Below are 12,900 nucleotides of genomic sequence, written 5' to 3' on the forward strand. Positions count from 1 at the left end.
TCCTCCTCGCTCACGACGGATTTCCGGTACGCGACCGCGGGCTCACGACGGCTCCACGGTCGGCGGTTGACGGCTCGCGACGACTCTTCGCACGCGACTGCGGGCTCATGTGGCCTCCGCGAAGGCCACGTCGCTGGCGAGCACCGCGGCACCGGCGACGCCGGCCCGACCGCCGAGCTCGGACAGCACGACGGGCAGGTTGCCGGTGGCCAGCGGCAGCGACCGTCGGTAGACCACGCTGCGGATCTCGGCGAGCAGGATGTGCCCGAGCTGGGCCAGCCCGCCGCCGATCACGATCATGGACGGGTTGGTGAAGCTGACCAGACCGGCGAGCACACCGCCGACCCGTCGGCCACCGTCGCGGATCAGCTGGATGCAGGTCACGTCGCCCTCGACGGCGCCTTCGGCGACGTCCAGCGCGGTCACCACGCCGCGCAGGGCGATCCGCTCGGCCAGCGCCGGCGACCCCCCGCTGCGGGCGGCGGCGGTGGCGTCCTTGGCCAGCGCGGCACCGCTGAACAACGCCTCCAGGCAACCCACGTTGCCGCAGGAGCACATGGGACCGTGCGCGTCGACCTGGATGTGGCCGATGTCCCCGGCGCAGCCGTCGGTGCCCCGGTAGACCTCGCCGGTGAGGTAGATCCCGCACCCTATTCCGGTGCCGATCTTCACGAAGAGGAAGTCGTCCACCGAGTGGGCGACCCCGCCGTGCCGCTCGCCGATCGCCATGATGTTGACGTCGTTGTCGACCACCGCCGGGCAGCCGTGCTCCCGGCTGAGCAGCTCGCGCACCGGGAACCGGTCCCAGCCGGGCATGATCGGCGGCGAGACCGGGACGCCGTCGCGGAAGCTGACCGGGCCGGGCACACCGATTCCCACCGCGTCCAGCCGCTCGTACGCGCCGTCGACCTTGGCCTTGTGCAGCAGCTCGTTGACCCGTTGCAGGGTCACCTTCGGCCCGTTGCGGATGTCGGCGGCCTCGGCGTAGTGGGCCACCGGTTCGAGCCGACCGTTGACCACCTCGACATCCATCGAGCTGGCGCCCAGGTCGACGGCCGCGAACCGTAGCTTCGGGTTCAGCTCCACCAGGGTGGAGCGGCGCCCGCCCCGGGAGGCGGCGAGCCCGGCTTCGGCGACATAGCCCAACGCGACCAGTCGATCCAGCTCGGCCAGGAGACGCGGGCGCGGCATCTGGAGCCGGTCGGCCAGCTCGGCCCGGGACACGGCCCCCTCGTCGCGGAGCAACCGCAACAGCCGGACGTGCAGGGGGTCGACGGTCCGCACCCGGACTCACCTCTTCATTGGACTCGTTCACATCGGCGCAATGCCGATGTGTTGTGTCCGACACAGTAGGAGCGTTCCGCACCGCGTGTCCAGAGCTTCAGCCGTTCTGATCCCAACTTTTGTCCAGAAGAACAAAAGCTACTAGTCGATCAAGAAAAGGATCACCGACCGCCCGGGTTTACTCGCCTGGCGTGCCGCCGGCGGACACGAGACCGCCCCACCACCCGTTACGCAGGTGGCGGGGCGGTTTGACGGCAGACGGGTCAGCGGCGGCCGGCGGAGTTCCGCTTCTTCCGGAGCTTGCGGTCGTCGCGCAGCTCGACGTACGGCTCCTCGTCGGCCGAGTGCCCGGCCGAGATGGCCCGGCTGCGTTCCAGCTCCGCGTCGAACTCGGCGCCCAGCAGGATCGCGATGTTGCTCAACCAGAGCCAGACCAAGAAGATGATCACCCCGGCCAGCGCACCGTAGGTCTTGTTGTACGAGCCGAAGTTGCTGACGTAGAAGGCGAACAGGCCGGAGATCAGCAGCCAGACCACCACGGCCAGCACCCCGCCCGGGCTCACCCAGCGGAACCCGCCGTGCCGCGCGTTCGGCGAGGCCCAGTAGAGGATGGCGAACATCAGGCTGACCAGGACCAGCAGCACCGGCCACTTGGCGATGTTCCACACCGTGACCGCCGTGCCCCCCACACCGATCGCGTTCCCCACCAGCTCGGCGAGGCGGCCGGTGAAGACCACGATCACCGCGCAGGCCAGCAGCAGCACGCCGATCACCGCGGTCACGCCGACCCGGATCGGCAGGGTCTTCCAGATCGGCCGCCCCTCCGGCACGTCGTAGATGGTGTTCGAGGCGCGCATGAACGCGGCGATGTAGCCGGACGCGGACCAGAACGCGGCCAGCAGACCGATGATGGCCGCGATGCTGGCCAGCCCGCCGTTGTCACCCGCCTGGTTGATCGCATCGGTGATGATCTTCTGGATGTTGCCCTCGGGCACCGCCTGCTTGACGGTGTCCTCGACGCCCTGGGTGGCGGTCTCGCCGAGCAGGCCGAGGATGGAGATCAGCACCAGCAGCCCGGGGAAGATGGACAGCACCCCGTAGTAGGTCAGCGCCGCCGCCCAGTCGGTGAGGCTGTCGTCCTGGAACTCGGTGACCGTCCGTCGCAGCGCCGCCTTCCAGCCGCTGCCGGGCAGGTCGGTGGGGCTGTCCGGCCCCTCGTCGGGGCCGACCGGCCCACGGGCCGAGTCACGGTCACGCCCGCTGGCAGCGGAAGACTGGTCGGAGGCCATCGCCCCTCCTCATCGTCGTGGTGTCGCCTCCGACATGCCCCGACGAGGGCGGCACGTAACCCCTACCGGTAGAGCAACCTGCCCATCCGGCGGGAGGCGACCAGCAGGCCGAGCGCCATCATCGCCAGCAGGTAGAGCACGTCGAGCAGCCAGAACCAGCCGCCGGTGCCCAGCGCGACGCCGCGGATCAGGTGCACCGACCGGTAGAGCGGGGTGACCTCGACCAGCCAGTGCAGCAGGGTCGGGTACGCCTGCGCCGGCACGAACGTGCCGGAGAAGAGGAAGAGGGTGAACTGGGCGGAGCCCATCAGGTCGAAATCCTGCCAGCCGCGCATGAAGGTCGACAGCGCCATGCCGAGCGCGCCGAACGCGAACCCGACCAGCACGGCGGCCGGAAGGGCGGTCAGCGCCCGAGCGACGGTGGTCAGGCGCAGCGCGACCATCACCCCGAGGAACGCCGCCGAGTAGGCGCTGCCCCGCAGCATCGCCCAGCCCAGCTCGCCGAGGGCGATCTCGAACGGCCGTACCGGGGTGGCGATCACCCCGTCGTACAGCTTCATGTACTTCATCTTGCCGAAGAAGTTGAACGTGGTCTCCGCGAGCGCCCCCGTCATGGCGGAGGAGGCGAGCATCGCCGGGGCCACGAACTCGGCGTACGAGACCAGCCGCCCGTCGGGCAGCGGCAGGTCACCGACCAGCGTGCCGACGCCCACCCCGATCGAGAGCAGGTAGAGCAGCGGCTCCACGAAGCCGGAGAGCAGCAGCAGCCAGTAGACCGACTTCAGCGCCGCGACGTTGCGCTCGACCACCGACGCCGACCGCCGGGACGCGGCGGAGACGTCGACCAGCCGAGGCAGGATCAGCGTGACCACGACCACTCCCTAGACGATGAGCTTGCGACGGAACGCGCGCAGCGCCAGCAGCCAGCCGGCGAGCGACCAGGCCACCAGGTAGAGCAGGTGCCCGGCGATCGACCACTGTGGGGCGACGCCGAGCGTGGCCGCCCGGCAGAGGTCGACGGCGTGCCACAGCGGCGTCACGTACGCCAGCCAGCGCAGCGCCTCGGGCAGCGACTCGACCGGGAAGAACACCCCGGCGAACAGCGTCATCGGAATGACCGCGAACCGGAACAGCATCGCCAGCCAACTGTCGCTGGACACCGACGCGGCGTACGCGAAGGTCGGTGCGGCCACGGCCAGCCCGAGCAACGCCACCACCGGCAGGGTGGCCACCCCCCACGGTGAGCGCAGCGCCCCGAACAACCCGGTGACCAGCAGGAACGCCGCGATCGTGGTGAGCACCCGGAACAGCACGAAGGCCAGGTGCCCGGCCAGGATGTCGGCCACCCGCAGCGGTGCCGCGCTCTGCGCGAAGTACGTCTTGATCCACTGGAAGCTGCTGAACACCGGCCACGTCGAGTCGCCGACGGTCACCTGGAGGGCGGTCGAGGCGATCAGCCCGGGGACCAGCCAGTCGAGGTAGCGCACCCCGCCGACGCCCTGGTCGATGTAGGCGCCCACGCCCAGCCCGAAGCCGAGCACGGTCAGCACCGGCAGCAGGAACGAGGAGAACACCCCGGCCCGCCAGGTGCGCCGGTAACCCACCAGGAAGTACTCCAACACGGCGAGCGCCGGGACGCGTGGCAACGCCGGCCGAGCCCGCTCCCGCGCCGAACCCGCCACGCTCACCACGACCACCCCCACCACGCCGTGCCCACCCACCACGACCCTGTCTACCCCCGGGGTACGACAGGCCGCGGTCACCCTACGGCGAGCCGGCCGACGTGTCGCCCGGGTTTCAGAACCGGTTGAGCGTTGATCGTCGGCGGGGCTCGGCTGGTCAGGCCCGCCGGTACGCGCGGATCAACGCCTGCACGGCGTAGCCGAGCAGCAGCAGCCCCGCGCCGGTGCCGACCACCAGACCGGCGGACACCGCCGAGGCGAGCGCGACGACGAGCCCCGCCGCCGCCACCACGCACAACGCGACACCGAGCGGCCGGAGCAGCGGGTCCCGCAGCAGCGGAGCGAGCGGGAAGAAGTGCAGCCCGACCACCGCGCAGACCAGCACCGGGATGTACTCCGACAAGTCGGCGGCGGCCAGCACGGCGGCGCCCAGCCCGGCGGCGGCGAACTCGGCGACGACGATGAGCAGGTACCGTCGGTCGGTCGCCCGGTCCCGGGTCGCGCCGCCGGCGCCCCGGGTGTGGGCCGACACCACCCCGCCCGCCACAGCGGTGAGCAGGGCGGCCACGCTGCCCACCACCAGCAGGGCGCGCAACGGCTGCTCCGCGGCCGGCACACTGAACCAGACCGTGGCGAAGATGCCCAGGTACAGGGCGGTCAGCCCGGCCTGGTGCCGGCTCTTGGTCTGCACGTCGGACATGAAACCCCCTGGTCAGCTTCCGGGCGGACGGACATGCCGACCGGGCTGCCGATGCTACGGAAGATCACCCCGGCGGCGCACCCCGGCCCGTGCGCCACCCGTTCCGAACCGGATCAGCGGACGCCGACGCGGGTCAGTCGACCAGGGTGCGCCCGGTCAGGTGCAGGAAGACGTCCTCCAGGCCGCTGCGCCGCACCAGCACGTTGGCCGGGCTCAGCCCCAGCGCGGCGACCTGGGCGACCGCCGCGTCGCCGTCGGGCACATACAGCAGGACCCGGTCGGGCAGCACCTCGACCCGCTCCCCCAGCCCGTCGAGCTTGCCGGCGAACGGCTCCTGCGACTCGGCGGCGAAGCGAAGCTCGACCACCTCGCGGGTGGAGTGCTGCTCGATCAGCGCCCGGGGCGAACCCTCGGCGACGATCCGGCCGCCGTCCATCACCACCAGGCGGTCGCAGAGCTGCTCGGCCTCGTCCATGTAGTGCGTGGTGAGCACCAGCGTGACGCCCTGCTGCTTGAGCCGGAACAGCCGCTCCCAGACCAGATGCCGGGCCTGCGGGTCGAGCCCCGTGGTCGGCTCGTCGAGCAGCACGATCTCCGGCTCGTTGACCAGCGCGCGGGCGATGGTCAAGCGGCGCTTCATCCCGCCGGAGAGCGGCTCGACCTTGCTGTCGGCCCGCTCGCTGAGCTGGACGAAGTCGAGCAGCTCAGCGGAGCGCTCCCGGGCCGCCCGACGGGAGATGCCGAAATAGCGGGCGTAGACGGTGAGGTTTTCCCGGACGGTCAGCTCGGGGTCGAGATTGTCCAGTTGCGGGCAGACGCCGAGCCGGGCCCGGATCGCCGGCCCGTCGCGGACCGGATCCATGTCGAGGATGCGCAGCTCGCCCCCGCTCGGTGGGGAGATGCAGCCGACCATCCGCATGGTGGAGGACTTGCCCGCGCCGTTGGGCCCGAGGAAGCCGAACGCCTCGCCCGAGCGCACCTCGACGTCGATGCCGGCCACGGCGGTGAAGTCGCCGAACCGCTTCACCAGCCCCCGAGCCTGAATCAGTGGTCGCCCCGAAGTCACCGCCCGACCCTAACGGCCGGGTCCGACAGCTCTCCACGCAAATTCGACCGGAGCGACGGGACGGCGGCACCGTCCCGATCGTGAAGCGACGAAACACCCGTCGATGCCCCACCGTCCGCTTGATCGACGTGTATCGTCCCCTCGTGTCGCCCACCCGTTCGCCCGACGGATCGCCACCACCCGCACGACCAGCCACCACGTCCGCCGACGAGCCCACGCCGGGCGACGGCGGCACAGCGCCCCGACCGAGAGCGGCCGAGGTCAGCACGCCCGGCCCGGCCGGGCGGGTCGACGACGACGCCCCCGCCGACGCCGAGCGGGCGACTCGGGACCTGGCCGCCCAGTTCGAGGACGAGAAACCCGGGCGGGTGCTGTCCGGGCCGGCCGGCCTGCTCCTCACCGTGGCGTCGCTGGCGGTCGGCGCGCTCGCCCTCTGGCAGGTGTTCCGTCCGCTGGCGCAGGGCAGCAAGTACTACCTGATCTTCTTCCTGGCGGGCGTACTGCCGCTGGTCTTCCTGGTCTACCCGGCCGACCTGCGGCTGGCGGCCCGGCTGCGGGCCCGGCTGCGCCGCACCGGCGGCGCCGACCGTCCGGTCGGGCCGGGCCTGCCACGTCCGGCACCCGCGCGACCCACCGCGGTGGACTGGGCCCTGGTCGCCCTCGCGGTGGCCGGGTGCCTCTATCCCGTGCTGCCGATCTCGATCGGTACGGGCGGCGGCGGCTACAACGCCTTCCTCGACCGGCAGGGTCTGCTCGTTCCGGTGGACCTGGCGATGGGCACCGTCCTGCTGCTCCTGCTGCTGGAGGCGTGCCGGCGGACCACCGGATGGATCCTGCCCACCGTCTGCCTGCTGTTCCTCGGTTACGGCTACTACGGCGGGCTACTGCCGCAGTCCTGGCCGGTCGCCCACGCCGGGCTCGACTTCAGCCAGCTGATCGACGCGTTCTACAACTCGGACAGCGGCTTCTACGGCACTCCGCTGGACGTGGCCGCCTCGTACATCGTGCTGTTCACCATCTACGGCGCGGCGCTGGAGCTCTCCGGAGCGGGGCGGTTCTTCGTCGAGCTGTCGGCGGCGGCGTTCCGTCGCTCGCGTACCGCCGCCGGGCGGACGGCGGTGGCCTCCGGCTTCCTGCTCGGCACGGTCTCCGGGTCCGGCGCCGCGACGACGGTGAGCATCGGCGCGGTCACCTGGCCCCTGCTGCGCCGCGCCGGATATCCCCCGGAGCGGGCCGGCGGCATGCTGGCCGCGGCCGGCGTGGGGGCGATCCTCTCCCCGCCCACCCTGGGGGCGGCGGCGTTCATCATCGCCGAGTACCTCGGCGTGTCGTACCTGCAGGTGCTGGGCTGGGCGACCGTGCCGACGGTGCTCTACTACCTGGGCATCCTCCTCGCCGTGGAGATCGACGCCCGGCGCTCCGGCGTACGCCCGGTGGTGATCGACGTCAGCTCGCCGTGGCGCCTGCTGGCCCGGTTCGGCTACCACTTCGCCTCGCTGATCGCCATCGTCGTGCTTCTCGCCGTCGGGGTGTCCGCGACGCGGGCGGTCGTCTTCGCCACCGTCCTGGCGGTCGCACTCTCCTTTCTGGACCGGGCGCACCGGCTCACCCCGGCCCGGCTGGTGGCCGCGCTCGTCACCGGCGTACGCGGGGTGCTGGCGGTGACCGCCGTCTGCGCCGCCGCCGGCATCATCACGGCCACCACCACGAAGACCGGCCTCGGGCCGCAGGCGGCGGCGCTGCTGGTCGGCGGGGCCGAGGCGGTCACCTCGGACCCGACCCTCGTGCTGGTGCTGACCGCGCTGCTCGCGGCCGTCGCACTGACCCTGCTGGGCCTGGCCGTGCCGGTCACCGCCTCGTTCGTGATCGGTTGGGTGATCGTCGGCCCGGCGCTGCTCGACCTGGGCGTGACGGCGCCGGCCGCCGCGATGTTCGTCTTCTACTTCGCGGTCCTGTCCGAGGTGTCCCCGCCGACCGCGCTCGCCGCGGTTGCCGCCGCCGCCGTCACCGGCGGCCGGCTGGTGCCGACCATGTGGCAGACCCTGCGCTACGCGCTGCCGGCCTACCTGACCCCGATCGCCTTCGTGATCACGCCGGCCGGGCTCGGGCTGCTCGGCATCGGCGGCGCGCGGCGGATCGCCGTCGCCGCTGTGGTCATCGCCCTCAGCATGGCGGTGCTCGCCGTCGCCGCCGGCGGTTGGCTGCCCGGCGTCGGCCCCGCCGGCGCCCCGGAACGCGTGCTCGGCGCACTCGCCGGCGTCACCCTGCTCTGGCTCGAACCCGTGCCGGTCGCGGTCGGCGTCACCCTGGCCGCCATCACGGTGGTGGGGGTGCTCGTACGACGCGGAGCCGCCGGCCGGGCCGGCGGGCCGCGAGCCGGATCACCAGCCAACCTCCGGGAGGAGACACTGTGAGACGAATCGACGTACGGCTCGTGGCGGGCCTGAGCGTGCTGGCCCTCGTGACGGTCGGCGGCGCGGGGTGCGGAGGTCAGCAGGGCGGCGCCGCCAAGGACGACACGGCCAGCGAGGTCACCTGCGACGTGACCCGGGAGACCCGGGTGGGCATCGCCACCGGCAACGCGACAGGCGTCTACTACGTGGTCGGCAACGCCCTGGCCGGGCAGCTGTCCGGGGCGACCGGTGGCAAGCTCACCGGCACCGCCGCCGAGACCGGCGCCTCGGTGCAGAACGTCGAGCAGCTGGTCAGCGGCCAGTACGACGTGGCGTTCTCCCTCTTCGACACGGCGGTCAACGCGGTGCAGGGCAAGGGCAGCTTCACGGCGCCGCAGCCGGTCGAGGCGCTCGCGCGCATCTACGACAACTACACGCAGGTCGTCGTCCGCAACGACTCCGGGATCGGCTCGGTGGCCGACATGCGGGGCAAGCGGATCTCCACGGGATCACCGAAGTCCGGCACGGAGGTGATCGCCAACCGGCTGCTGGAGGCGGCGGGCCTCGATCCGGCCAAGGACATCCGGGCGCAGCGCCTCGACCTGACCAAGACGGTCGAGGGTGTCAAGGACGGCAGCATCGACGGCTTCTTCTGGTCCGGTGGCCTGCCCACCGGCGGCCTGACCGACCTGTTCACCACCGCCGGCGACACGGTGAAGTTCCTCGACATCGCGCCCCTGCTGCCGAAGATGGCCGAGCTGAGCCCCGCGTACCAGGCCGGGACGATCGGCCGGGACGCGTACCGGACGGCGGCGGACACCCCCACGATCGTGGTGCCGAACGTGCTGCTGGTCCGCAAGGACCTGGACGCCAACGTCGCCTGCGCGATCACCCGGACGGTGTTCGACAAGCGCGACGCCCTGGCCCAGGCGAACCCGGCGGCCCGGGGCATCTCGCTGGAGAACGCCCGCAGGACCGAGCCGGTGCCGCTGCACCGCGGTGCCGCCAAGGCGCTGGAGGGTCTCGGCGCCAAGTGACCGACCGGCGGTCGGGCGGTCGACGGGCCGCCCGACCGGCTATCCGTCGACCGGCGCGGTGGCGGCGCGGGCCGCGGCGACCAGCCGGTCGGTCTCGGCGAGCAGGGCCTCCCCATCCGGCGCGGTGCCGGGGTCGAGGCGGACGGTCCAGGTCAGACCGTCCACACCGGGCGCGCGTCGGGCCGCGACCCGGGCCGCGCCGCCGGGCACCGGGTGGTGTTCGGTGTACGCGACCGAGCGGGTCACCCGGGCCCGCACCTGGTGCGGCAGCTCGCCCGGATCGAGCAGCAGGTAGGTCTCGGCCGGGCCGTCGGCGACCACCGTGTAGCCGTCGCGTTCGACGAGCGTCTCGGCGGGCGTGACGGTCAGCTCCCGGCCGGACCAGACCGCCTTGAGGATGACGTGCCAGCCGAGCCGGTGCCCCCGGCCGGGCAGCCACAACCCGAGGTTGCTGGCCACCACCACCCCGTCGCCCTCGCCGTTGCCCGCCGCCGACCAGGCCAGCACCCGCTCGTCGGCGGTCAGCGGCGGCCGGTCGGCCGGGGGAAGCTTCGGCTTGCGGCTGAACAGTCCCATCTAGAGCCCTCCTGCGGCCTGCTCGCGCAGCGCCCGCGCGTGCTGCTCCAACGACAGCAGCTCGCCGAAGGCGGCGAAGTACTCGTCCTTGTTGTTGACCGGGTTGATGCGCTGGATCCGCGACTTGAGGTCACGGATCCGGGCCGTCACCGACCCGAACTGCACCCGGGCCATCGTGATCGACACGTAGCGCGGGTCCGGTTCACCGTCGATGCGCAGCGGCTCCACCGCCAGCTCGCCGACGAGCGCCGCCGATGCCAGGTCGTCGCAGGCGTCGCGGACCGACTCGATCCAGACCGCGCCGCCGGTCGCCGCCGCAGCCCCGCCGGCCGCCCCGATGGCCGCGCGCACCGAGACGTGCACCGGGTGGCGGTACTCCGTGGCCTCGACCGCGTCGAACATGGGACCGGCCAGCACCGGCTGCTGGAGGGCGAGCTTCAACGCCTCCCGCTCGACCATCGACTGGGGGCTGTCCAGGGCGGGCTCGGGGCGGGTGGCAGCAGCGGGACGGGCCGCGGGTGCGGCGTCCCGGGTGCCGGGTGGCGGGGCGGAGGCGGCGGCGAGCACGGCCCGCTGCACCGGCTCGATCTCCATGCCGAGGTCCATGGCGAGCTTGCGGACGTACTCCGGGCGCTTCTCCCGGTCCTTGAGTTGCGCCACCAGCGGCGCGGCCCGACGCATCGCCTCGACCCGGCCGTCGACGGTGTCCAGGTCGTACCGGCTGATCACGTGGCGCAGCGCGAAGTCGACCAGCGGCTCGCGCCGGGCGACCAGGTCGCGCACCGCCAGGTCACCCTTGGCCAGCCGCAGCTCGCACGGGTCCATGTTGTCCGGGCTGACCGCGATGAACGTCCGGCCCACGAACCGCTGGTCGTCGGAGAAGGCGCGCAGCGCCGCCTTCTGCCCGGCGGCGTCGCCGTCGAAGGTGAAGATGATCTCGCCGGCCACCGAGTCGGTGTCCAGCAGGAGCCGGCGCAGCACCCCGATGTGGTCCGCGCCGAACGCCGTGCCGCAGGTCGCCACCGCCGTGGTGACGCCGGCCAGGTGGCAGGCCATCACGTCGGTGTAGCCCTCGACGATCACCGCGCGGCCCTGCTTGGCGATCTCCCGCTTGGCCTGGTCGATGCCGTAGAGCACGTGCGACTTCTTGTAGATCGGGGTCTCGGGGGTGTTCAGGTACTTCGGCCCGTCGTCGTCGTCGAAGAGCTTGCGGGCACCGAAGCCGATCACGTCACCGGCGAGATCGCGGATCGGCCAGAGCAGCCGGCGGCGGAACCGGTCGATCAGCGTCCCGGAGCGGGACTCGCGGGACAGCCCGGCGGTGACCAGCTCCTGGTGGCTGAAACCCTGCTGGCGCAGGTGCTTGGTGAGCAGGTCCCAGCCCTCCGGCGCGAAGCCGCAGCCGTAGCGCTCGGCGGCCGCCCGGTCGAAGCCACGCTGGGCCAGGAACTCCCGCGCCGGCCGGGCGCCGGCCGTGCTGAGCTGCGCCCGGTAGAACTCGACCGCGGCGGCGTGCGCGGCCACCAGACGCTGGCGCTGGCCCTGCTGGGGGCGGGGGCGCGGGGTGCCCTTGTCGTCCTCCACGTAGCGCAGCTGGATGCCGGCGCGGCCGGCCAGGCGCTCGACGGACTCGACGAAGCTGAGGTGCTCGGCGTCCATCAGGAACTTGATCGCGTCGCCGCCGGCTCCGCAGCCGAAGCAGTACCAGACGTTGCGGGCCGGGGAGACGTTGAACGACGGGCTCTTCTCGTCGTGGAACGGGCACAGACCCTTGAGGTTGCCGCCGCCGGCCGACTTCAGGGTGACCGTCTCGGAGATCACATCCCCGATCGAGGTGCGTTCCCGGACCAGTGCGATGTCCTCGTCCCGGATCCGCCCAGCCATGCGCCACCCCCTCGCCGTACATCCTGCCCTGCCGGACGGACGGCACGCCGGCCGGGGCACGCCGAGTGTGGCGGGCCACCGCTGCCGGCTGACCGGTTCCCACCCGGGGAGCCGGACCGAGGAGTGGGACCGCCGGTCGGGCGACTGAGCGTGCTCAGGCGGCCCTGGTCTCCTCGGCCGCCACCTGCCGGTTCCAGTCGGGCTTGGTCGAGCGCCAGCCCTCGTCGTCCATGCCGCACCGCCAGTAGCCGGAGATGGAGAGCTGGCCGGCGGGCACCCCCCGCTCGACGCGCAGCAGCCGGCGCAGCTCCCGGACGAAGGTCGCCTCGCCGTGCACGAAGGCGTGCATCTGGCCGGGCGGGAACTCCAGCTCCCGCACCGCCGCCACCAGTGCGGCGCCCACCGGGCGGTCGCCGCGGTGCAACCAGGTGAGCTGGACCGCGCCCGGGCTGAGCAGTTTCTGCTCGTCGGCCGGGTCGGCGATCTCCACGAAGACATGCGCCGGAGCGCCCAGCGGCAGCCGTTCGAGGGCGGCCCCGATCGCCGGCAGCGCGCTCTCGTCGCCGACCAGCAGGTGCCAGTCCGCGTCCGGGCTCGGGGCGTACGCCCCGCCGGGGCCGACGAAGTGCACCGGATCGCCGGGGCGCAGCGCGGCGGCCCACGGCCCGGCCAGCCCCTCGTCGCCGTGGTGCACGATGTCGACGGTCAACTCCTCGGCGAGCGGGTCCCACCGCCGCACGGTGTACGCGCGCAGCCGGGGCCACTGCTCCCGGGGCAGGTCCCGACGGATCGCGGCGAGGTCCAGCGGCTGCGGGTACGCGACGCCCGGCTGCGGGAAGACCAGCTTGATGTAGTGGTCGGTGAACTCGCCCACCGGCAGGTCGGCCAGCTCGTCCCCGCCGAGGACGAGCCGGATGAGGTGCGGGGTGGGCCGCTCGGTGCGCAGCACCCGGACCGAGGTGACGTTCCTGGGGCGTTCCGTCATGTCA

Annotated in this window: 10 protein-coding genes and 1 pseudogene; 2 read left to right on the forward strand and 9 right to left on the reverse strand. The window is 72.6% G+C overall.

Annotated features, from left to right (window positions below; translation table 11 throughout):
• Window positions 1–105: 105 nt before the first annotated feature.
• The 6 genes from AB0K07_RS18090 to AB0K07_RS18115 all read right to left on the reverse strand — a co-directional run bounded on the left by AB0K07_RS18090 (window position 106) and on the right by AB0K07_RS18115 (window position 6,021).
• Window positions 106–1,284: an ROK family transcriptional regulator gene (locus tag AB0K07_RS18090; RefSeq protein ID WP_363756404.1), complete on the reverse strand. Its 1,179-nt coding sequence runs from the start codon at window positions 1,282–1,284 to the stop codon at window positions 106–108.
• Between the two features lie 263 nt (window positions 1,285–1,547).
• Window positions 1,548–2,573 carry a YihY/virulence factor BrkB family protein gene (locus tag AB0K07_RS18095; protein ID WP_363756406.1) on the reverse strand — a complete coding sequence of 342 codons (1,026 nt, stop codon included), beginning with the start codon at window positions 2,571–2,573 and terminating at the stop codon, window positions 1,548–1,550.
• A 62-nt stretch (window positions 2,574–2,635) separates the two neighbouring features.
• Window positions 2,636–3,445, reverse strand: a complete 810-nt coding sequence (locus AB0K07_RS18100; RefSeq protein ID WP_363756408.1) for an ABC transporter permease — start codon at window positions 3,443–3,445, stop codon at window positions 2,636–2,638.
• Between the two features lie 9 nt (window positions 3,446–3,454).
• A complete protein-coding gene (locus AB0K07_RS18105) occupies window positions 3,455–4,255 on the reverse strand; it encodes an ABC transporter permease (protein WP_363756649.1) in 801 nt (266 codons plus the stop codon).
• A gap of 157 nt (window positions 4,256–4,412) precedes the next feature.
• The gene (locus AB0K07_RS18110; RefSeq protein WP_363756410.1) at window positions 4,413–4,955 is read right to left on the reverse strand and encodes a hypothetical protein; all 543 of its coding nucleotides are present in this window, start codon (window positions 4,953–4,955) and stop codon (window positions 4,413–4,415) included.
• Between the two features lie 133 nt (window positions 4,956–5,088).
• Window positions 5,089–6,021, reverse strand: coding sequence for an ABC transporter ATP-binding protein (locus tag AB0K07_RS18115; protein ID WP_363756412.1), 933 nt, complete (start codon window positions 6,019–6,021; stop codon window positions 5,089–5,091).
• 143 nt (window positions 6,022–6,164) lie between these two features.
• Here AB0K07_RS18115 and AB0K07_RS18120 point away from each other — a divergent pair, with 143 nt between their 5' ends.
• Both AB0K07_RS18120 and AB0K07_RS18125 read left to right on the forward strand, forming a co-directional pair.
• Window positions 6,165–8,435, forward strand: a complete 2,271-nt coding sequence (locus AB0K07_RS18120) for a TRAP transporter fused permease subunit (protein ID WP_363756414.1) — start codon at window positions 6,165–6,167, stop codon at window positions 8,433–8,435.
• On the forward strand, window positions 8,432–9,451 hold the full coding sequence (locus tag AB0K07_RS18125) for a TAXI family TRAP transporter solute-binding subunit (protein WP_363756416.1): 1,020 nt from the start codon (window positions 8,432–8,434) through the stop codon (window positions 9,449–9,451). The genes AB0K07_RS18120 and AB0K07_RS18125 overlap by 4 nt, the downstream gene beginning before the upstream one ends.
• Before the next feature lie 39 nt (window positions 9,452–9,490).
• On the opposite strand, the gene AB0K07_RS18130 is transcribed toward AB0K07_RS18125, so the two are convergent.
• From AB0K07_RS18130 to AB0K07_RS18140, 3 genes and pseudogenes are all read right to left on the reverse strand, one after another.
• Entirely contained in the window at window positions 9,491–10,027 is a 537-nt protein-coding gene (locus AB0K07_RS18130; RefSeq protein ID WP_363756418.1) for a hypothetical protein, read from the reverse strand.
• A pseudogene (gene dnaG, locus AB0K07_RS18135) lies at window positions 10,028–11,933 on the reverse strand (DNA primase).
• Window positions 11,934–12,065: 132 nt separating this feature from the next.
• On the reverse strand, window positions 12,066–12,896 hold the full coding sequence (locus tag AB0K07_RS18140) for a siderophore-interacting protein (protein ID WP_363756420.1): 831 nt from the start codon (window positions 12,894–12,896) through the stop codon (window positions 12,066–12,068).
• Between the last annotated feature and the right edge of the window lie 4 nt (window positions 12,897–12,900).

Source organism: Micromonospora sp. NPDC049301 (assembly GCF_040678715.1).
GTDB lineage: Bacteria > Actinomycetota > Actinomycetes > Mycobacteriales > Micromonosporaceae > Micromonospora.